Source organism: Streptomyces sp. NPDC048338 (genome assembly GCF_043201055.1).
Lineage (GTDB): Bacteria > Actinomycetota > Actinomycetes > Streptomycetales > Streptomycetaceae > Streptomyces.
This window is the reverse complement of record NZ_JBICYQ010000016.1, coordinates 145,298-163,097: the sequence shown is the minus strand read 5'-3', so window position 1 is coordinate 163,097 and position 17,800 is coordinate 145,298. Positions and strand designations below refer to the sequence as shown.

At 72.8% G+C, this 17,800-nt stretch carries 24 protein-coding genes and 1 riboswitch; of the genes, 10 read left to right on the top strand and 14 right to left on the bottom strand.

Annotated elements, in window-relative coordinates:
• Nucleotides 1-119 precede the first annotated feature (119 nt).
• Nucleotides 120-668: a PadR family transcriptional regulator gene (locus ACGFZF_RS32520; protein WP_393560067.1), complete on the bottom strand. Its 549-nt coding sequence runs from the start codon at nt 666-668 to the stop codon at nt 120-122.
• Between the two features lie 176 nt (nt 669-844).
• Nucleotides 845-2,869: an FAD-dependent oxidoreductase gene (locus ACGFZF_RS32515; RefSeq protein WP_393560065.1), complete on the bottom strand. Its 2,025-nt coding sequence runs from the start codon at nt 2,867-2,869 to the stop codon at nt 845-847.
• Between the two features lie 195 nt (nt 2,870-3,064).
• Here ACGFZF_RS32515 and ACGFZF_RS32510 point away from each other — a divergent pair, with 195 nt between their 5' ends.
• Entirely contained in the window at nt 3,065-3,511 is a 447-nt protein-coding gene (locus ACGFZF_RS32510; protein WP_393560063.1) for an SRPBCC domain-containing protein, read from the top strand.
• Nucleotides 3,508-3,876 (top strand): ArsR/SmtB family transcription factor, encoded by a 369-nt coding sequence (locus tag ACGFZF_RS32505; RefSeq protein WP_393560061.1) that lies wholly within the window; start codon nt 3,508-3,510, stop codon nt 3,874-3,876. Before ACGFZF_RS32510 ends, ACGFZF_RS32505 begins: the two co-directional genes overlap by 4 nt.
• 117 nt (nt 3,877-3,993) lie before the next feature.
• Here ACGFZF_RS32505 and ACGFZF_RS32500 read toward each other — a convergent pair whose 3' ends face one another.
• From ACGFZF_RS32500 to ACGFZF_RS32455, 10 genes are all read right to left on the bottom strand, one after another.
• The gene (locus ACGFZF_RS32500; RefSeq protein WP_393560059.1) at nt 3,994-4,842 is read right to left on the bottom strand and encodes an ATP-binding cassette domain-containing protein; all 849 of its coding nucleotides are present in this window, start codon (nt 4,840-4,842) and stop codon (nt 3,994-3,996) included.
• Complete coding sequence (gene cbiQ, locus ACGFZF_RS32495) at nt 4,839-5,588, bottom strand: cobalt ECF transporter T component CbiQ (protein ID WP_393560057.1); 750 nt, start codon at nt 5,586-5,588, stop codon at nt 4,839-4,841. The genes ACGFZF_RS32500 and cbiQ overlap by 4 nt, the downstream gene beginning before the upstream one ends.
• A 6-nt stretch (nt 5,589-5,594) precedes the next feature.
• Entirely contained in the window at nt 5,595-6,017 is a 423-nt protein-coding gene (locus tag ACGFZF_RS32490) for an energy-coupling factor ABC transporter substrate-binding protein (protein ID WP_393560055.1), read from the bottom strand.
• A complete protein-coding gene (locus ACGFZF_RS32485; protein ID WP_393560053.1) occupies nt 6,014-6,715 on the bottom strand; it encodes an energy-coupling factor ABC transporter permease in 702 nt (233 codons plus the stop codon). The genes ACGFZF_RS32490 and ACGFZF_RS32485 overlap by 4 nt, the downstream gene beginning before the upstream one ends.
• A 28-nt stretch (nt 6,716-6,743) precedes the next feature.
• A riboswitch (cobalamin riboswitch) is annotated at nt 6,744-6,978 on the bottom strand.
• A gap of 49 nt (nt 6,979-7,027) precedes the next feature.
• Nucleotides 7,028-7,432 (bottom strand): PTS-dependent dihydroxyacetone kinase phosphotransferase subunit DhaM, encoded by a 405-nt coding sequence (locus ACGFZF_RS32480; RefSeq protein ID WP_393560051.1) that lies wholly within the window; start codon nt 7,430-7,432, stop codon nt 7,028-7,030.
• A complete protein-coding gene (gene dhaL / locus ACGFZF_RS32475) occupies nt 7,429-8,004 on the bottom strand; it encodes a dihydroxyacetone kinase subunit DhaL (RefSeq protein WP_393560231.1) in 576 nt (191 codons plus the stop codon). Before dhaL ends, ACGFZF_RS32480 begins: the two co-directional genes overlap by 4 nt.
• A gap of 207 nt (nt 8,005-8,211) precedes the next feature.
• The gene (gene dhaK / locus ACGFZF_RS32470; protein WP_393560049.1) at nt 8,212-9,204 is read right to left on the bottom strand and encodes a dihydroxyacetone kinase subunit DhaK; all 993 of its coding nucleotides are present in this window, start codon (nt 9,202-9,204) and stop codon (nt 8,212-8,214) included.
• Nucleotides 9,205-9,615: 411 nt separating this feature from the next.
• Nucleotides 9,616-9,939: a plasmid stabilization protein gene (locus tag ACGFZF_RS32465; RefSeq protein WP_393560047.1), complete on the bottom strand. Its 324-nt coding sequence runs from the start codon at nt 9,937-9,939 to the stop codon at nt 9,616-9,618.
• 85 nt (nt 9,940-10,024) lie between these two features.
• Nucleotides 10,025-11,095, bottom strand: a complete 1,071-nt coding sequence (locus tag ACGFZF_RS32460; protein WP_393560045.1) for an SRPBCC family protein — start codon at nt 11,093-11,095, stop codon at nt 10,025-10,027.
• Complete coding sequence (locus ACGFZF_RS32455) at nt 11,092-12,132, bottom strand: histone protein (RefSeq protein ID WP_393560043.1); 1,041 nt, start codon at nt 12,130-12,132, stop codon at nt 11,092-11,094. The genes ACGFZF_RS32460 and ACGFZF_RS32455 overlap by 4 nt, the downstream gene beginning before the upstream one ends.
• Nucleotides 12,133-12,343: 211 nt before the next feature.
• Between ACGFZF_RS32455 and ACGFZF_RS32450 the strand changes: the two genes are divergently transcribed.
• Genes ACGFZF_RS32450 through ACGFZF_RS32415 form a run of 8 tightly spaced genes read left to right on the top strand, consistent with a single transcriptional unit; the run spans nt 12,344 to nt 16,195 of the window.
• Nucleotides 12,344-12,706: a gas vesicle protein gene (locus tag ACGFZF_RS32450; RefSeq protein WP_384874302.1), complete on the top strand. Its 363-nt coding sequence runs from the start codon at nt 12,344-12,346 to the stop codon at nt 12,704-12,706.
• A 28-nt stretch (nt 12,707-12,734) separates the two neighbouring features.
• Nucleotides 12,735-13,202 carry a gas vesicle structural protein GvpA gene (locus ACGFZF_RS32445; protein ID WP_393560040.1) on the top strand — a complete coding sequence of 156 codons (468 nt, stop codon included), beginning with the start codon at nt 12,735-12,737 and terminating at the stop codon, nt 13,200-13,202.
• 3 nt (nt 13,203-13,205) lie between these two features.
• Nucleotides 13,206-13,925, top strand: coding sequence for a GvpL/GvpF family gas vesicle protein (locus ACGFZF_RS32440; protein WP_393560038.1), 720 nt, complete (start codon nt 13,206-13,208; stop codon nt 13,923-13,925).
• Between the two features lie 45 nt (nt 13,926-13,970).
• Nucleotides 13,971-14,216 carry a gas vesicle protein GvpG gene (locus ACGFZF_RS32435; protein ID WP_393560036.1) on the top strand — a complete coding sequence of 82 codons (246 nt, stop codon included), beginning with the start codon at nt 13,971-13,973 and terminating at the stop codon, nt 14,214-14,216.
• A gap of 21 nt (nt 14,217-14,237) precedes the next feature.
• Nucleotides 14,238-14,660 (top strand): gas vesicle protein, encoded by a 423-nt coding sequence (locus ACGFZF_RS32430; RefSeq protein ID WP_393560034.1) that lies wholly within the window; start codon nt 14,238-14,240, stop codon nt 14,658-14,660.
• A complete protein-coding gene (locus ACGFZF_RS32425; RefSeq protein ID WP_393560032.1) occupies nt 14,657-15,532 on the top strand; it encodes a GvpL/GvpF family gas vesicle protein in 876 nt (291 codons plus the stop codon). Before ACGFZF_RS32430 ends, ACGFZF_RS32425 begins: the two co-directional genes overlap by 4 nt.
• A complete protein-coding gene (locus tag ACGFZF_RS32420; protein ID WP_393560030.1) occupies nt 15,513-15,782 on the top strand; it encodes a gas vesicle protein in 270 nt (89 codons plus the stop codon). Before ACGFZF_RS32425 ends, ACGFZF_RS32420 begins: the two co-directional genes overlap by 20 nt.
• Entirely contained in the window at nt 15,779-16,195 is a 417-nt protein-coding gene (locus ACGFZF_RS32415; RefSeq protein WP_393560028.1) for a gas vesicle protein K, read from the top strand. Before ACGFZF_RS32420 ends, ACGFZF_RS32415 begins: the two co-directional genes overlap by 4 nt.
• 121 nt (nt 16,196-16,316) lie before the next feature.
• On the opposite strand, the gene ACGFZF_RS32410 is transcribed toward ACGFZF_RS32415, so the two are convergent.
• Nucleotides 16,317-16,568 carry a DUF6479 family protein gene (locus tag ACGFZF_RS32410; protein ID WP_393560026.1) on the bottom strand — a complete coding sequence of 84 codons (252 nt, stop codon included), beginning with the start codon at nt 16,566-16,568 and terminating at the stop codon, nt 16,317-16,319.
• Nucleotides 16,569-16,815: 247 nt separating this feature from the next.
• Nucleotides 16,816-17,559: a VOC family protein gene (locus ACGFZF_RS32405; protein WP_393560024.1), complete on the bottom strand. Its 744-nt coding sequence runs from the start codon at nt 17,557-17,559 to the stop codon at nt 16,816-16,818.
• Nucleotides 17,560-17,800 lie beyond the last annotated feature (241 nt).

The window sequence follows — 17,800 nt, the reverse complement described above, 5'->3', positions numbered from 1 at the left end:
GATCTCCTACCGCCCAGTATCCACAACCGGCCGGGCGGACCCGCCCGATCCGGCCGCCGGCCACCCGCTCCCGCGGCGCCGGGCGCGTCCCTCCGTGGATACGGATCCCGGCACGGCCGTCACCGCTCCGCGGGCTCCTCCGGCAGCTCGCTCAGCGCGTGCGTCAGCCACTCGACCCAGAAGCGCTCCAGGTCGATCCCGCCCCGCAGGACGAGATGCCGGAGGCGGTCCGGCCCGCTCTCCCGGCGGGCGGGCGGGAAGTCCCGCTCCTCGATGGCCCGGTACTCCTCCAACTGCGCACGGTGCAGGTCGAGATGGCGCTCCAGCTCGTCCCTCATGCCGGCCGCCCCGACGACGGCCGCCGCCCGCATCCGCAGCAGCAGCGCCGACCGGAGCGGCTTCGGGTCCTCCGTGCGCGCCACCCATGCCGTCAGCTCCCCGACGCCGGCCGGCAGGACCTCGTACTCCTTCTTCTGCCCGCGCGCCGGCACGGGGGCCGGCAGGGCGCGGATGTGGCCCGCCTGCTCCAGCCTGCCCAGTTCGCGGTAGATCTGCTGGTGCGTGGCCGACCAGAAGTAGCCGATCGACCGGTCGAAGCGGCGCGTCAGTTCGAGACCCGAGGACGGCTTCTCGAGCAGCGCGGTCAGGATCGCGTGCGGGAGGGACATGGACGCATCCTAGGAGGGTGTCTCGCCGGTCCTGCCGGGCTCCCGGCGGGACCCGGCCCGATCGACGCGGCATGCCCGGTATCGCATCCGGGTGGTGCGGCCCGGCCGGCCGGCGGGGGCGGAGGGAGGGCGCGGGCCGGGCCGCCCGGGTGGACGTGCCGGGCCCGCGCCCGCGGTCAGACGGTCGCCGCCAGGCGGGTGCCCTGGTCGATGGCCCGCTTCGCGTCGAGCTCCGCGGCGACGTCGGCGCCGCCGATCAGGTGCGCGGTGCGGCCCGCGGCGACCAGCTCCTCGTACAGGCCGCGGCGCGGCTCCTGGCCGGTGCAGAGGACCACGGTGTCGACGGGGACGACCTGCGGCTCGCCGTCCAGGGTGATGTGCAGGCCCTCGTCGTCGATCCGCTCGTACGTCACGCCCGCGACCATGGCGACGCCGCGGTGCTTCATCTCGGCGCGGTGGATCCACCCGGTGGTCTTGCCGAGGCCGGCACCGACCTTGGAGGTCTTGCGCTGGAGCAGGTGGACCTGGCGCGGGGGACGGGGCCGCTCGGGGGTCCGCAGACCGCCGCGGGTCTCGTACGAGGTGTCGACGCCCCACTGCCGGAAGTACGTCTCCGGGTCCTGGCTCGCCCCCTCGCCGCCGTCCGTGAGGAACTCGGCGACGTCGAAGCCGATACCGCCGGCGCCCAGGACGGCCACCCGCTCGCCGACCGGGACGCCGTCGCGCAGCACGTCGAGGTAGCTGACGACGCTGGGGTGGTCGATCCCTTCGATCTCGGGGACGCGCGGGGTGACGCCGGTGGCGACGACCACCTCGTCGAAGTCGCCGAGATCGGCGGCCGCCACGGTGGTGTCCAGCCGGACGTCGACGCCGAGGGCGTCGAGCTGCGTGCGGAAGTAGCGCAGGGTCTCGTTGAACTCCTCCTTGCCCGGCACGCGCTTGGCGACGTTCAGCTGCCCGCCGATCTCGCCCGCGGCGTCGAACAGCGTGACCCGGTGGCCGCGTTCGGCGGCGGACACGGAGAAGGCGAGGCCGGCCGGGCCCGCGCCGACCACGGCGATCCGCTTCGCGAGGCGGGTGGGGGAGAGGACGAGCTCGGTCTCGTGGCAGGCGCGCGGGTTGACCAGGCAGGAGGTGATCTTGAGGCTGAAGGTGTGGTCCAGGCACGCCTGGTTGCAGCCGATGCAGGTGTTGATGGTGTCGGCGCGGTCGGCGGCGGCCTTGCGGACGAAGTCCGGGTCGGCGAGGAAGGGCCGGGCCATCGAGACGATGTCGGCGCGCCCCTCGGCGAGGATCTGCTCCGCGACCTCGGGGGTGTTGATGCGGTTGCTCGTCACCAGCGGGACGGAGACCGCGCCCATCAGCCGCTTCGTCACCCAGGTGTAGGCGCCGCGCGGGACCGAGGTGGCGATGGTGGGGATGCGGGCCTCGTGCCAGCCGATGCCGGTGTTGATGATGGTGGCGCCGGCGGCCTCGATCTCCTTGGCGAGCGCGACCACCTCGTCCAGCGTGGAGCCGCCCGGGACCAGGTCCAGCATGGAGAGCCGGTAGACGAGGATGAAGTCCTCGCCGACCCGCTCGCGGATGCGGCGGACGATCTCCAGCGGGAAGCGGACCCGGTTCTCGTAGCTGCCGCCCCAGCGGTCGGTGCGCCGGTTGGTGGCGGCCGCGATGAACTCGTTGATCAGGTAGCCCTCGGAGCCCATCACCTCCACGCCGTCGTAGCCCGCGGCCCTGGCCAGCTCGGCGCAGCGGACGTAGTCCTCGACGGTCTGCTCGACCTCGGCGTCGGTCAGCTCGTTCGGGACGAAGGGGCTGATCGGCGCCTGGATCGCGCTGGGCGCGACGAGGCCGGGGTGGTAGGCGTACCGGCCGAAGTGCAGGATCTGCATCGCGATCCGGCCGCCGGCCTCGTGCACGGCGTCGGTGATCAGCCGGTGCTCGGCGACCTCCTCGTCGGTGGTGAGCTTGGCGCCGCCGTCCCAGGGCCGGCCGGCCTCGTTCGGCGCGATGCCGCCGGTCACGATGAGGCCGACTCCGCCCCGGGCGCGCTCGGCGTAGAAGGCGGCCATCCGCTCGAATCCGTGCTCGGCCTCCTCGAGGCCGACGTGCATGGAGCCCATGAGCACCCGGTTGGGCAGGGTGGTGAACCCGAGGTCGAGCGGGCTCAACAGGTGCGGGTACGGGGTGGTCGGGGCCATCGGGCGCCTCCTCGCGCAGGGTCGTCACCGTCTGTTGTAGACGACCCGAGGGCGCTTGTGCAACTAGTTGCATAACGAGGGTCGCGTGATGTGCGCAACGCGCGGCGCGCCGTCGTGCAACCTCTGGGTTGCGTCTCGGATCGCGACGTGCAACCCTGGAGTTGCATCTGATGGTGTCGAGGAACGGAGTCCGTCATGAGCGAGGACCGGATCGAACGCGAGACCCTGATCGAGGCGCCCCTGGAGCGCGTCTGGACCCTGGTGGCGCAGCCCGGCTTCTGGGTGGCCGACAAGGCGAGCCTGCCCGGCACGGTGGCCGAGGAGGGCGTGACGATGGTGGCGAGGAACCCCGAGCACGGCGACTTCCCCGTGCGCGTCGAGAAGGTGCGGCCCCCGAGCTACCTGGCGTACCGCTGGACCAGCGCCTTCCCCGGAGAGGAACTGCGCGAGGAGAACAGCACCCTGGTCGAGTTCACGCTGACCGCGGAGGGTGGCAAGACCCGCCTGCGTGTCGTCGAGAGCGGGTTCGCCGCGCTGGCCGGGTCGGAGGACCTGCGCAGCCGGAACCACAAGGACCACACCGAGGGCTGGCCGCTGGAGCTCGACGCGCTCCGCGAGCGCGCGGAGGAGCCCTCCCCGTGACCGAGGAGGTGCCCGGCGCCGCCGAGGTCGTCGACGTCGTCCTCGGCGCGCTGGCCGACCCGATGAGACGGCGGCTGCTCGACCTGCTGGCCGCGCGGGGGGAGGCGACCGCGACCACGCTCGCCGCGGAGCTCCCCGTCTCGCGGCAGGCCGTCGTCAAGCACCTCGCCGTGCTCGACGCCGCCGGACTGGTGTCCGGCGGCCGGGTCGGACGGGAGGTGCGGTACGCGGTCCGGCCCGCGGCCCTGGACACGACGGCCCGCTGGATGGCGACCCTCGCGGCCGACTGGGACCGGCGCCTGGCCCGCATCAAGCGTGTCGCCGAGGCGGCGGAGCGGGACGAGGGCGGCGCACACGACGTCTGAGCGGAATCGCCGACCGGGCTTCGGATCCGAGATCGGGGTGGGCGCACCTCCGCGCCGCGGGTGACGGGACAGCCCCCCAGGGACGCCGCGGGCCCGGCGGGACGGGCCCTGCGGCCCTCAGGCCCGCCCCCGTACCTCCGCCCACGCGTCCAGCTCCTCCGCCGTCCGCGGACCCGGCGCGTCCGGTGCCAGCAGGCCGTGGCCGCGCAGTACCCGGGTCACGGCCATGCCCCAGGGGCGGCGCAGCCGGGCCGCGGCGAGCAGCGCGTCGTCGCCGAGCAGTTCGGCGATCGGCCCGGTCCGCAGCCCCTCGGGCGACAGCACCGCGGCGTCGTCCGCCCAGCGCAGTGCCAGATCCACGTCGTGCGTGGCCATCACCACGGTCGTACCGGTGTCCCGCAGCCGGCCCAGTACCTCCAGCAGCCGCTCCTGCCCATGCGGATCGAGCCCGGCCGTCGGCTCGTCCAGGACCAGGACCCGCGGGCGCATCGCCACCGCCCCCGCGATCGCCGCCCGCTTGCGCTGCCCGTACGAGAGGAGGTGCGTCGGCCGGTCCTCCAGGGCCACGATGTCCAGCGCCTCCAGCGCCTCGCGGACCCGCAGTCGTACCTCCTCCTCCGGCAGGCCCAGGTTCATCGGCCCGAAGGACACGTCCTGGCCGACCGAGGCCGCGAAGAGCTGGTCGTCCGGGTCCTGCACCACGAGCTGCACCGTCGTCCGCAGCCGGGTCAGCCCCTTGCGGTCGTACGACACCTTCTCGCCGTCCAGCCGGAGCGTGCCGCCGCCGAGCCGGAGCCCGCCGCTGAGCAGCCGCATCAGGGTCGTCTTGCCGCTGCCGTTGCGGCCGAGCAGCGCCGTCGCCCGCCCCTCGGGCACGGCGAAGTCGATCCCGTCGAGGACGGCGGGACCGTCCTCGTAGGCGAATCCCGCCTTCACCAGCTCCACGACCGCGGACCGAGAACTCAACGCAGGGACCTTTCGAGTACGAGAGTGAGCGCGACGAGCCCGGCGAGCAGGCCGGCCGACGCGGTGAGGAACCGGCCCGAGACCGCGGCCTCGGGCACCAGGACCCGCAGCGTGCCGTCGTACCCGCGCCCCGCGAGCCCGGTCTGCAGCCGCTGGGCGCGGTCGAAGGCGCGGACGAACGCGGTCGCGCCGAGCCCGGCCAGCGAACGCCAGGTCGCCGCGCGGGTGGTGAGCCCGAGCCGGGCCGCCTGCGCCTGCCGGATCCTGGCCATGGCGTCCAGGAGCAGGAAGCCGATCCGGTACATCACGAGGGCGACGTCCACGACCGGGGCCGGCACACCCGCGCGGACGAGCCGGGGCAGTACGTCCGAGACCGGCGTGGTGAAGGCGAACAGCAGGACCCCCAGCGACGCGGCCGACGTCCGCAGCAGCAACTCGCCCGCGTGCACGGGTCCGTCCGGAGCGAGGGCGACGAGCCCGCGGGCCCCGCCGACCTCGAACAGCAGCGGGACCGCGCCCGTCACGCAGAAGCCCAGGGGGATCCGGAACGCCCGCCACAGCTGACGTCGCGGCACGCCGGCCGGTCCGAGCAGCACGGCCAGCGTGGCCGCGGCGACCAGCACGGCGCCGGGCCACGGCGGCAGGCACACCGCGCACAGGGTGAGACCGAAGCCGAGAACGGCCTTCTCGGCAGGATGACGGCGGCGCCAGCGACTGCTGTGCGCCGCCGCGTCGATCGGCAGCATCCGTGACTACTCGTCGCCGGGCGGCGCCGCCGCGGGCTTCACGGACATCGCCGTCGCCGACTTCGCCGGGGATTCCGCCGGAGCGCCGGAGGGCGCCGTCGTGCCGTCCGGTGTCGCCTGGGCCGCCGCGCGGGCCTCGCCCTGCCTGCGGCCCTTGCGCAGGCCGAAGTAGTACGCGAGGACACCGGCGCCGAGCGCGGCCTGGAGCGCGAACAGCGCCGACTCGATCTCGCCGGACGGCGGCTCGTAGAGCGGGCTGAACCACGGCTCGTAGTCCGGCTGGAGCTCGGTGATGGCGGTCTCCGCCTCGGCGTCGGCGCCGGTGAACGGCTCCTCCTTGTGGTCGCCCAGCCCCAGCAGCAGGGGCAGTACCGCCAGCGCGGCCACCACGAGCAGCAGCAGCGTGTTGATCTTCGCGTTCCTGCTCATCGGCCGACCGCCTCCGTGCTCTCGCTCTTCCGGCCCGCGGGGAGGAGCACGCCCAGCCGGGCCAGCTCCCCCTTGCTCGACTGCGCGAGCAGACGCATCACGAGCACCGTCAGCAGGCCCTCGCTGACCGCGAGCGGGATCTGCGTGACGGCGAAGATGCCGCCGAACTTCGCCAGCGCCCCGGCGAAGCCGCTGCCCGGGTCGGGGAACGCCAGCGCCAGCTGCACGCTGGTGACGCAGTAGGTGGAGAGGTCGGCGACGAAGGCGCCGAAGAAGACGCTCACCATCAGCGGGACGTCGAACCGCCGCAGCAGGCGGTACGTCCCGTACCCGGCCCACGGGCCGACGATCGCCATCGAGAAGGCGTTGGCGCCCAGGGTCGTCAGCCCGCCGTGCGCCAGGAGCAGTGCCTGGAACAGCAGGGTGATGGTGCCCAGTACCGCCATCACGGGCGGCCGGAAGAGGACGGCGCCCAGCCCCGTACCGGTCGGGTGCGAGCAACTGCCCGTCACCGAGGGGATCTTGAGGGCGGACAGGACGAACGTGAAGGCGCCGGAGGCGCCGATCAGCAGCGTCGACTCGGGATTGGCCTTCACCTCACGGGTCAGCGCACGGACACCGTGGACGACGAAGGGGGCGGCTGCGACGCCCCAGGCGGCCGCGTGCACAGGGGGCAGGTACCCCTCGGCTATATGCATGGTTGGGAGACCCTCTCCAGCACCTCGTGGATGGACAACGCACCTTGGCCGGTCTCCTGGCTGACGGTCATGACGCCCGGACTCCGCCTTCCCACACCGCCCGCGGCAGCCCGCGGTGGTGCAGTGGCTTCCCTGGGGACCTCCCAGGGCGTGGAGCCGGACCTCCCGATCACAGTGGCGAGGGCCGCACCGGTACTGCACCGGTTTCCCGTACACCAAGGCCCTGCGACATTAGTGCGTTGACCAGGTACATCACAACACGGTGGTGTGCCGGCACGGCCCGTGACGGGCGGTCGGGCCGCCCGCCGGGCCTCATGCCTTCCGGTAGGTGTACGCCTCCGAGGCCGCCGCCTCCACGGCGTCCAGGTCCCCGCCGGCGCTCGCCGTCACCAGGGCGGCGACGGCTCCCTCGACGAACGGCGCGTCGATCAGCCGGGCCCCCGCGGGCAGTTCGTCGCCCTCGGCGAGGAGGGCCTTGACGGTGAGGACGGCGCTGCCCAGATCGACGAGCAGGGCCACACCCGCGCCGCGGTCCGCGGCCTCGGCCGCCGCGGCGATCAGCTCCGCGCTGGTGCCGAGACCGCCGTCCGGAGTGCCGCCCGCGGGCAGGATCGGCGCGGACGGGCCGCCTCCGGCCAGACCCTGGGCGAGTGCGGCGACGGCCGCCGCCACCGGCCCGCTGTGGGAGACGAGGACGATGCCGACCTGCCCGGTCATGCCGCCGCCTCGTCGAGCGCGGCCATCAGCAGTGCGGACGAGGTGGCTCCGGGGTCCTGGTGCCCGACGGAACGCTCGCCGAGATAGCTGGCCCTGCCCTTGCGGGCCCGGAGGGGCACGGTCGCGAGGGCGCCCCGCTCGGCCGCCTCCCGCGCGGCACCGAAGGACTCGCCCAGTGCCTCGGCCGCCGGCAGGAGGGCGTCGAGCATGGTCTTGTCGCCGGCCTGCGCCCCGCCGAGCCGCGCCACGGCCGAGACCCCGGCGTCCAGCGCCTCGGCGAACCGGGCCCGGCTCACGGCCGGTTCGTCGCCCAGTTCCTTGCCGGTCCGGCGCAGCAGCGTCCCGTACAGAGGCCCGGACGCGCCCCCCACCGTGGAGATGAGCTGCCGTCCCGCGGCCAGGAGGACGGCCCCCGGCGTCGGGGGCGGCTCCTTCTCCAGTACGGCCGTGACGGCGGCGAAGCCCCGCTTCAGGTTGGCGCCGTGGTCGGCGTCGCCGATGGCGGAGTCCAGCTCGGTCAGCCGGTCCGCCTCCCGGTCGACGGCGGCCGCGGCGAGCGCCAGCCACCGGATGAAGAAGGCGGCGCCGAACGTCCCGGACGCGGCGTCGGGGGATGCGCCTGGTGCGCCCGGTGTTCCGGGGGAGTCGGGTGCGTCGGAGGATGCGCCGGGTGTGTCGGGGGCGGTCGGCTCGGGCACTGCGGTCACCTCACTGGGGTCGGCTGCGGTGGGGGAGTTCGGGAGCGCGGGAGTTCGGCGCGCCGGGTGCCGCCCGAGGCGTCACCGGCCCCAGCGAAGGGCCGCCGTCTGCACGGGCGCGTCCCACAGCCGCAGCAGTTCCTCGTCCACCTCGCAGAGCGTCACCGAGCAGCCGGCCATGTCGAGCGAGGTCACGTAGTTCCCCACCAGCGTGCGGGCGACCGGGATGCGGCGTTCGGCCAGCACGCGCTGGACCTCGGCGTTGAATCCGTACAGTTCGAGCAGGGGGGTGGCACCCATGCCGTTGACCAGGGCCAGGACCGGACCCGACGGTCGCAGGTCCTCCAGGACGGCGTCCACGGCGAAGTCGGCGATCTCCCGCGACGTCATCATCGCGCGCCGCTCGCGGCCGGGCTCACCGTGGATCCCGATACCCAACTCCAGCTCGCCATCGGGGAGTTCGAAAGTGGGGCTGCCCTTCGCCGGGGTACTGCAGGCGCTCAGCGCCACCCCGAAGGACCGCGACCGCTCGTTGACCCGGCGGGCGACGGCCTCGACCCGCTCCAGCGGCGCGCCCTCCTCGGCGGCCGCTCCGGCGATCTTCTCGACGAAGAGGGTCCCGCCCGTGCCGCGCCGCCCGGCGGTGTAGAGGCTGTCCGTCACGGCCACGTCGTCGTCGACCAGGACCTTGGCGACCTGGACGCCCTCGTCCTCGGCGAGCTCGGCGGCCATCTCGAAGTTGAGGACGTCGCCGGTGTAGTTCTTGACGACGAACAGCACCCCCGCCCCGCTGTCCACCGCGGCGGCGGCCCGCACCATCTGGTCGGGCACGGGGGAGGTGAAGACCTCGCCCGCGCAAGAGGCCGCCAGCATCCCCGGCCCGACGAACCCCGCGTGGAGGGGCTCGTGCCCGGATCCGCCGCCGGAGACCAGCCCCACCTTGCCCGCCATGGGGGCGTCGCGCCGCAGGACCACGCGGTTCTCGACGTCGACGGTCAGTTCGGGGTGGGCCGCGGCCATGCCGCGCAGCGCGTCGGCGACGACGCTCTCCGGCACGTTGATCAACATCCGCACGAGTACCTCCGGGGGAGTGGAGCGGGCGAGTCGTCCAGCGGGTCAGGGCAGGGCGTGACGCGGGGGCGGTACGGGAGGCGCGGCGCGGGAGGGCACCGGTCGCCGGGCCGGGGGACGGCCGTACGGCGTCGGCACGGCAGCGCGCGGGCGCCGACCGTCCTGAGCGGCAGTCAGCGCGGAGGGGGCGGGCCGTCCTTCGCGGGTGCGCGTCACGCACCGATTATCGACGGCGCAGGGCCTGTCCGCACGGGTACCGCGGGTTCGGGTGCGGACAGGCGACCGGGGGCGCGCGACGAACGGCTCCAGGATCCGTCGCGGGTGGTACGACCGGCGGCGCCCGGACGGCGGGTGCGGGGGGTTCGGTGGCGTTCGGTGGCGCAGAGCGTGTCAGCCACCCGGAGCCCGAGCGTGTCAGTGACCCAGAGCCCGCTTGAGCTCCGCCTTGTCCATCTTCGAGCGGCCCTCGATGCCGCGCTGCCGGGCCTCGTTGTAGAGCTGATCCTTCGTCGGGCCCTGCGCGCCCCGGTGGGACCGCTGCCCGCCGCGACGTGACGACGACATGTCCTCGAGGGAGGTCCGGCCGGCGGTCTTCGACTCGCCTGCCCGGGCGCGTTCCTTGTTCACGGTGCGCGCGGCGATCTCCTCGGCCCGCTCGGTGCTCTCGCCGCGGTCCTCGGCGCTCTCCTTGATGTGCTCGTACTGCCGCTCGCGTTCGGGGCTCGCACCACGAGGCATGGCGTCTCCTTGCTCGGGTTGCTCGGGTCGGATTCCGGCCGGTTCCGCGATACCCACCGGGGGCGGGCACATGCCGCGGTCCGCGTCACTTCCTGCCGGCGTCCTCGTACTCGTCCTCGTACTCGTCTTCCTCCTCTTCCTCCTCCGGCTCGTCCTCGTCGTACTCGTCCTCGTACGCCCCGTCGTCGCCGTCCTCCTCCTCGTCCTCCTCGTCCTGGTCCGCTTCGCCGTCCTCGTCGTACGCGCCTTCCTCGCCTTCGTCCTCGTCCCGGTAGCCCTCCTGACCTTCCTCGTCCTCGTCGCCCTCTTCGCCTTCCTCCGCTTCCTCCTCCTCCATCGCCTCCTCGTGCGTCTTGACGACCTCGCCGTCGCGTATCTCACCCCGCCAGCCCTCGGGTTCCTCGTTGCCCAGGGTCACGTGGCGGTCGAAGTGCTTCAGGTCGAGACGCAGACGGCGGCCGCCGGCGCGCCATATGTTTCCGGTCTTCTCGAAGAAACCGGAGGGGTAGTACTCCACGACGACCAGGATGCGCGTGAGGGACGGGCCGAGTTCGTGGAAGCTCACGCAGCCGCGGACGGTTCCCTTGGCGCCGTCCGAGCTCCAGACGATCCGGTCGTCCGGCACCTGTTCCTGGACCGTGGCCTTCCAGCCGCGCGTGGAGAAGGCGATCTTGACCTTCCAGTCGCTCGAGGTGTCGTCGCCCTTGGAGACGCTGCGGACGCCCTTGGCGAAGTCGCTGAAGTCCTCGAGCTGCGTCCAGTGGTCGTACGCGGTCCGCAGGGGCACGCCCACGTCGATGAACTCGATGATGTTGGTCGCCTTGGTGCTACCCTTCCGGCCCTTGCCCTTGCCCTTGCCGAACAGCCCGGACGCCGCGTCCGTGACCTTGTCCTTCAGCCCCGAGAGCTTGCTGCCGGCGATGGCCTTGAGGGGGGAGTCCCCCTGGAACATGCGCCCGCCGATGTCCGCCAGGCTCCCGCCGTTCTCCGCGACGTCGCCCAGTTTGTCCGTGACATCGCCGATCTTGCCGGAGGCCTTGTCGGCCAGCCCTTCGGCCTGGGCCGTGAGGAACTTGCCCAGTTCGTCCTTGAGCATGTCGAAGCCGGATCTGTCCTTCGTGTTGTTCTCTGTCTTGTTGTTCTCTGTCGTTGTCATGACCTACTCCGCGAGGACCGGGAAGACGTCTTCTTGGCCGCCGTCTTGCGCGTCGAGCCCGTCGACTTCTTGGGTGCGGTCTTCTTCGCAGGGCTTCTGGAGGCGGTCTTCTTGGGGGCGGACTTCTTGGCGGCGGTCTTCTTCGCCGGACTTCTGGACGTGGTCTTCTTCGCCGCGGTCTTCTTGGCCCCGGAACCGGACGCGGTCTTCTTGGCCGTCCCGGACGTGGTCTTCTTCGCCGGACTTCTGGACGTGGCCTTCTTCGCCGGAGTCTTCGCGGCGGTCTTCTTCGCCGGTGCCTTCTTCGCCCGACTCGTGCCCTTGTCGGCCGTTCCGCCGCTGCGGGACGACGACGTGGTGGAGCGCGAGCGGCTGCGTGTGCCGCTGCTCGCGGCGCGCGACGTGGACGGGGCGGCCCGCTTCCGGCGTGGCTTCCGCGCCGGCTCCGGTTCCTCGTCAGCCTCCGGCTCCTCCTCGGCCTCTGCCTCCGGTTCCTCGTCGGCTTCCGCTTCCGGTTCCTCCCCCTCTTCCTCCCCCTCTTCCTCTTCCTCGCCCTCTTCTTCTTCCTCCTCCTCCTCGGCGGAGGCCTCGGGCCCCTCGTCGTACTCCTCGTCCTCGTCCTGTTCCTCGCCCTCCTCCTCGGCCTCGTCCTCGTAGGGCTCCTCCTCGTACTCGTCCTCGTACCCTTCCTCCTCCTCGTCCTCCTCGCCCGCGCCGCTGTCGCCGCTGGTGAGGCTGAGCGTCCGATCACGGAGAGATCCGGCGAGGTCTTCGAGCTTGCGGTTGGCGGCGGCGCCGAGCGCCTGGCGTCCGGCATCGAGGGCTTCGCCGCGCAGCTGCTCACCGAGCTCCGCCACCTGGGGCAGCTCGCGCACCTTGGCGAGTCCCTGTGTGAGCAGTTGCCCGGGATCCAGGCCGAAGCGCCGGCCCGCGATGTAGGTGGCGAGCGTGAACGCCAGGCGGGCCTTCTTGGTCCGGCCGAGGACGTAACCTCCGGCGACCGCGGCTGCCAGCGCCATTTTCGTGGTGTCCTGCATCAGTTTCTCCGTCCCTCCACCGGGCTGCGCCCGCTCGGCGGCCAGGGGGGCGCGTGCGGATGCCCGCGCTGTCTGTCCGGTGCCCGGTCGCCTCGTCATTCCAGGAGCGTTGCTCGGGATATACATGCCACCTGCTCAGTTGGGCAGGTGTTATGCGTGGATACTCACGAAATCTCCCGAGATGGGGTCCATGTGCCTTTTGGAGGGAGCTATGGCCGCAGCGGAACCGGCTCGCGCCCGGCGCTCGACGTCGCGCGGCGCCGACGAGGAGAAGCCGAAGGAGCGACGCCGTCCCCCGCGCCGGCGGACGGGCGTGCCGAACGCGGCCTCGGCCATGAAATCGGCCTCCGAGCAGCTTTCGCAGCTGCTCGGGCGGCCGCCCGAGAGCGTGTCCTCGCTCCGTCCGACGGACGACGGATGGGAGGCGCAGGTCGAGGTCGTCGAGTTGGAGCGCATCCCGGACACCACCAGCGTGCTGGCGAGTTACCGGGTGAGCCTGGACGAGAACGGCGAACTCGTCTCGTACGAGCGGACGCGGCGCTACACGCGAGGAATGATCGATCGGCAGACCTGACAAGGTCCTGCCGGAAGGAGGAGGCGTCATGACGGTGGTGCCGCAGAGCGGCGGCAGTGTCAGCAGAGGCGGAGGATCCTCGAGCAGCCTGTACGACGTTCTGGAACTCATTCTCGACCGAGGTCTGGTCATCGACGTCTTCGTGCGGGTGTCGCTCGTGGGCATCGAGATCATCAAGATCGACGCACGCATCGTCGTGGCGAGTGTGGACACCTATCTGCGCTTCGCCGAGGCGTGCAACCGGCTGGATCTGGAATCGGGCCGCAAGGCCCCCGCCCAGTTGCCCGAGGTCATGGGCAAGATGGCGGAGGGCGGTGCGCACGGCAAGTCGAAGGGCGCGCTGAGCGGCGCCGTCGAAGCCGTCACCGAGTCCCTCGGCGGCGGGTCGAAGCAGAGCGACGAGGACGACTCCGAGGAGGAGCCGGAAGAGCAGGAAGAGCCCGCACCGCGCCGTCGGCGCCCGGCCAAGCGCACGGCACGTCGCCGAGAGGAGTAGGCCATGGCTCTGTACGTGTACTCGATCGTCGGCTCGGACCACCCCCGCGATCTCGACGGGCTGTCCGGGGTCGGTTCCTCCGCCGAGTCCCTGCGCGGCGTGGCCGCCGGTGAACTCCACGCGATCGTCAGCGAGATCTCGGAGGAGATCCGCCCCAAGCAGCGCGACCTGGCCCGTCACCACGAGGTCCAGGAGCGCCTGATGGACGAAGGGACGGTCCTGCCGCTCCAGTTCGGCTACGTGGCACCCGACGAATCCGCCGTCCGGCAGGTGCTCGAGGAGAACTCCGACCTCTACCTGGCGGCGCTCGACCGGCTGGCCGGCTGCTCGGAATACCACCTGAAGGCGTCGCAGGAGGAGGACGTGCTGCTGCGCCGGATCCTCCAGGAGGTGCCCGAGGCACGGGATCTCGACCAGCGGATGCGGGCGGGATCGCCCGATCCGGGTCTGCCCCTGGCGCTGGGGGAACTGGTGGCCCGGGAAGTGGACGCACGACAGGAAGCGCTGGCCGACTCCGTCGTCCGGGAGCTGGCGGGCTTCGCCCGCGAGCAGAACGTCCACCCACCGGCGGGCGAGGACTTCCTCAACCTCTCGCTCCTCGTCCCGCGGGAAGAGGAGGAGAATTTCCTCAAGCGGCAGGACGCGCTCTCGCAGCAGCACCTCGACGGCGGTGTCAGGTTCCGCGTCAGCGGGCCCCTGCCTCCCTACAGCTTCGTCCGGTAGACGCCGGTCTCCGGCGCGGCCGCCCGTTAAGGAGGGCGAACCGACATGGGCCTCTTCAGCACACTGGCCACGCTCCCGCTGGCCCCGGTGCGCATGGTCGCCTGGGCCGCCGAGCGGGTGGCGGAGCAGGCCGAGGACGAGTACTACGACCCGGCTCCGATCTGGCAGGAGCTCGCCGCGCTGGCCGAGGAGCGGGACCGCGGCGAGATCGACGAGGAGAGCTTCGACCGCCGCGAGGACGAGCTGCTGGACCGCCTGGCGGAGATCGAGGCGTTCCGCCGCGGCACCTGACCGAGAAGCGAGGCGAACACCGTGACTGACCCGCTCGCCCACCGATTCGAGGGCTATCCCTCACGGGCGGCCCCACCTCCCCAGTACGGTTCGTCGGCGAACCTCGCCGACATCCTGGAACGGGTCCTCGACAAGGGCATCGTCATCGCCGGCGACATCCGGATCGACCTGCTGGACATCGAGCTGCTGACGATCAAGCTCCGCCTGCTGGTGGCCTCGGTCGACAAGGCCAAGGAGATGGGCATCGACTGGTGGGAGCACGACCCGTCGCTCTCGTCCCGCCACAGCGGCGACCGTCTCGTGGAGGAGAACCGGCGCCTGCGCTCCGAGCTCGACTCCCTGCGGCGCGAGGTGCGCGGGCTGAGCGGGGCACGGCCGACCAGGCGCCGCCGCCTCCCGGACGAGGAGACCGCCGAGGAGGACGAGGAAGGGCCGCCGTCGTGACAGGCGACCGAGCCGGTGCGCCGACGCTGACGTACGTGTACGCGGTCGTCCCCGCGGACGACGAGGCGGCCGTGGTGGTCGAGCCGCTCCGAGGAGTCGCCGAGGCCCCGGTCCTGCTGGTGACGGAGGACGCGGCGGCGGGGCCGGCGCTCGCGTTCGCGGCCAGCCGGGTGCCCGCCGAGGACTTCGGGGAAAGCGCTCTCAAGCAGCATTTCGAGGACGTGGGATGGCTGGAGGACACCGCCCGCGCGCATCACGGCGTCGTCGAGGCGCTCGCCGCCCGCACGGCGGTCCTGCCGCTCCGGATGGCCACGGTGTACCAGGACGCCGAGCGCGCCCGGCAGGCGCTGTCCCGGCGCAGGGAGTACTTCGCCGAGCGGCTGGCGCTGCTGCGGGGCCACACGGAGTACGGGGTCAAGATCTATCTGTCGCCGTCGCCCTCCTCGCCCGAGGGGGAGCCGGAGGACGGGCCGCGGGGATCGGGCCCCGGTGCGCCGCCGGACACCGCCGCACCCGGACGCTCCTACCTGCGGCAGCGCCGTGCCCAGCACGCCGCCCGGGAGGCACGGGACGTCCAGGCGGGCGAGGCCGCCGCGCACGTCGAGGCCGCCGGCGCGCGCCACGCCACGGGCGTGGTCCGGCATCCGGTCCAGCGCAGCGCGCTCAGCGGCCCGCTGGAGAACATCCTCAACAACGCCTACCTGGTGCCGGACCGGGAGACCGAGCGGTTCCGCGCCGCCGTCCTGGAGGCCGCCGCGCCGTACACCGCCCTCCGGATCGAGCTGACGGGGCCCTGGGCGCCGTACTCGTTCGCCATGCCTCCGGAACCCGAGCAGGGCAGGGAGCAGACAGATGACCGTCCCACCCCGTGACGAACCGCCGGCCGTCCCGCTCCACGGCGAGCCCCCGGCCGTCCCGCTCCACGGCGAGCCGCTGGCCGGACGCCAGGTCGCGCTCGTCGATCTCCTGGACCGGCTGCTGGCCGGCGGCGTCGTCATCGCGGGCGACATCGTCCTGTCCATCGCCGACATCGACCTGGTGCGCATCTCGCTGCGCGCCCTGATCGTGTCGGTCGACTCCGACACGCCGGCGATGCCGCTGTACGGCGGACGGCCGTCATGAGCGCCTTCGGCGGAGCCGACGCGCGCGACGGAGCCGGCCCCCCGGACGGCCCCACCGGCGACCTCACGGGCCTCGGTGAGTCGATGTCGCGCGCGTACCGCCTCCTCCGGTCACCGCCCACGCCCGAGGACCACGGCCGGTACCCGGCGCACCGGGTGCGCACGGGTTCGGACACGGTGGAGGAGGACCTCCTGAAGCTCGTGCTCACCCTCGTCGAGCTCCTGCGGCAGCTCATCGAGCGCCAGGCCCTGCGCAGGGTGGACGCCGGTGACCTCACCGATGACCAGGAGGAAGAGCTCGGAGCCACGCTCCTCGCCCTGCACGACCGGCTGGAGGACCTCTGCCGGCAGCACGGCTACGAGCTGGAGGACCTGAACCTGGACCTCGGACCGCTGGGACGGCTCCTGCCCTGACGGGTCCGGCGGCCCGGACGGGTCCGGCGGCTTCCGCCACGGGGCCGGGGCTCTGCGACGCTCCGGGCCGCGCTTCCCGGACGAGCCGCGCTTCCCGGACGACCGGCCCGGGCAGGCGGGGTCAGCGGCGGGAGTCGCCCAGGTTCGGGTCGTCGTCCGGGGTCGTCCACGAATCGCCGCCCGGCTGCGGCTTCGCCAGGGTCGGGTCACCGACCGGACGCCGCCGGCGTGCGACCCGGCGGCTGCCCCACCAGAAGCTCGCGAGGAGCACGCCCACCACGACGATTCCGATCGCGACGGCGAGGAAGAGGGCGTTGGAGCCGGCGGCCGCCGACTCGGAAGCGAGTCCGACGGCAGGGTGATCGGCGATCATGATCGTCTCCTTCGGATGGCCCGGCCCGCGGCCGGGAGGGGATACGGCGGTCCCGCGAGGGGACCGTGGCCGACGAGCGTGAGCGTGCCGGCGTGGCCGGTGACGACGCTCGTCCGCCTGGCGAGCGCGTACCCCGTAGTGATCGGCGCACACAGCGGCACCCGCACCCGCCGTGCGCCGTGCGAGCCGATCCCCGAAAGTCCTCCGGACGGGGCCGGCCCCTTGCCGGGCAGCGGAATCGTGGCCGCTACCGGGTCCTCCGTACGGAGAACTCGTTGCCGTCGGGGTCACGCATCCACGCCCCGCCGCCACCCTCGGAGGAGCCCGCACCCCGGCCCTCGCCGGCGTCCGTGCGCGTCGCGCCGAGCGAGACCAGGCGGTCGACCTCCGCCTGCCAGTCGGCGTCGGCGGGGACCGCAAGTTCGAAGAACGGCCTGCTCGTGCCTGTGTGCGGCGCCACCGGAGGACCACCCCACGTGATCTTGGTGCCGCCTTTCGGCGACTGGATCGCGGTCTCCTCGTCCTGGTCCCAGACCAGCGGCCACCGCAGCGCCCCGCTCCAGAAACAGCCGACCTCCCGCGTACCGTCGCAGGCCAGCGCTCCGATGAGGCCGGTGTCGGCGAGGAACGCGTTGCCCGCCTCGATCACGCAGAACTCGTTGCCCTCCGGATCGGCGAGCACCACATGTCCTTCTTCGGGGAGTTGACCCACGTCGAGGTGCTTCCCGCCGAGTTCCAGCGCCCTCGCCACCGTCCGCCGCTGCTCCTCGGGCGAGGCACTGGTCAGGTCGAAGTGCCCGCGGTTCCGTCCGGTCCTCGGCTCCAGGCCCGGCAGGAAGCGGATGCGGAACGCGCCCGGGTCAGGGGGCAGCAGCGCGACGTCGCCGTCCGGACCGTCGGCCGCCTCCCGGCCGAGGACCCCGGACCAGAACCGCCCCAGGTCCGCGGGCCGGGCCGCGCGGAAGCAGATCGCGAACAGCTGACTGGTCATACCCGTACGTCTCCGATCCGCCGACCACCGGTACGGCGCCTCGCCCGACCCTCGTCCTGGTCCCGTGCGCGGGCGCAGCCTAGGGCCTGCCGTGCGGCACCCGCATCCGGGTTTTCCGCCGCGGGGAGCTCCGTCGGACGCGGGGCGGTGTGGCGGCCGGGTGGTCTCCGGCGTGCTGGAACGTGCCGCGCCGCCCGCCGTCGCCTCCAAGGCCGAGGATGGGCCCGATCACCCCACTCAC

Coding starts and splice junctions, on each gene's coding strand:
- ACGFZF_RS32520 (WP_393560067.1), bottom strand. CDS start 668: ATGTCCCTCCCGCACGCGATCCTGACCGCGCTGCTCGAGAAGCCGTCC.
- ACGFZF_RS32515 (WP_393560065.1), bottom strand. CDS start 2,869: ATGGCCCCGACCACCCCGTACCCGCACCTGTTGAGCCCGCTCGACCTC.
- ACGFZF_RS32510 (WP_393560063.1), top strand. CDS start 3,065: ATGAGCGAGGACCGGATCGAACGCGAGACCCTGATCGAGGCGCCCCTG.
- cbiQ (WP_393560057.1), bottom strand. CDS start 5,588: ATGCTGCCGATCGACGCGGCGGCGCACAGCAGTCGCTGGCGCCGCCGT.
- ACGFZF_RS32490 (WP_393560055.1), bottom strand. CDS start 6,017: ATGAGCAGGAACGCGAAGATCAACACGCTGCTGCTGCTCGTGGTGGCC.
- ACGFZF_RS32485 (WP_393560053.1), bottom strand. CDS start 6,715: ATGCATATAGCCGAGGGGTACCTGCCCCCTGTGCACGCGGCCGCCTGG.
- ACGFZF_RS32480 (WP_393560051.1), bottom strand. CDS start 7,432: ATGACCGGGCAGGTCGGCATCGTCCTCGTCTCCCACAGCGGGCCGGTG.
- ACGFZF_RS32465 (WP_393560047.1), bottom strand. CDS start 9,939: ATGCCTCGTGGTGCGAGCCCCGAACGCGAGCGGCAGTACGAGCACATC.
- ACGFZF_RS32460 (WP_393560045.1), bottom strand. CDS start 11,095: ATGACAACGACAGAGAACAACAAGACAGAGAACAACACGAAGGACAGA.
- ACGFZF_RS32455 (WP_393560043.1), bottom strand. CDS start 12,132: ATGCAGGACACCACGAAAATGGCGCTGGCAGCCGCGGTCGCCGGAGGT.
- ACGFZF_RS32450 (WP_384874302.1), top strand. CDS start 12,344: ATGGCCGCAGCGGAACCGGCTCGCGCCCGGCGCTCGACGTCGCGCGGC.
- ACGFZF_RS32445 (WP_393560040.1), top strand. CDS start 12,735: ATGACGGTGGTGCCGCAGAGCGGCGGCAGTGTCAGCAGAGGCGGAGGA.
- ACGFZF_RS32440 (WP_393560038.1), top strand. CDS start 13,206: ATGGCTCTGTACGTGTACTCGATCGTCGGCTCGGACCACCCCCGCGAT.
- ACGFZF_RS32435 (WP_393560036.1), top strand. CDS start 13,971: ATGGGCCTCTTCAGCACACTGGCCACGCTCCCGCTGGCCCCGGTGCGC.
- ACGFZF_RS32420 (WP_393560030.1), top strand. CDS start 15,513: ATGACCGTCCCACCCCGTGACGAACCGCCGGCCGTCCCGCTCCACGGC.
- ACGFZF_RS32415 (WP_393560028.1), top strand. CDS start 15,779: ATGAGCGCCTTCGGCGGAGCCGACGCGCGCGACGGAGCCGGCCCCCCG.
- ACGFZF_RS32410 (WP_393560026.1), bottom strand. CDS start 16,568: ATGATCGCCGATCACCCTGCCGTCGGACTCGCTTCCGAGTCGGCGGCC.
- ACGFZF_RS32405 (WP_393560024.1), bottom strand. CDS start 17,559: ATGACCAGTCAGCTGTTCGCGATCTGCTTCCGCGCGGCCCGGCCCGCG.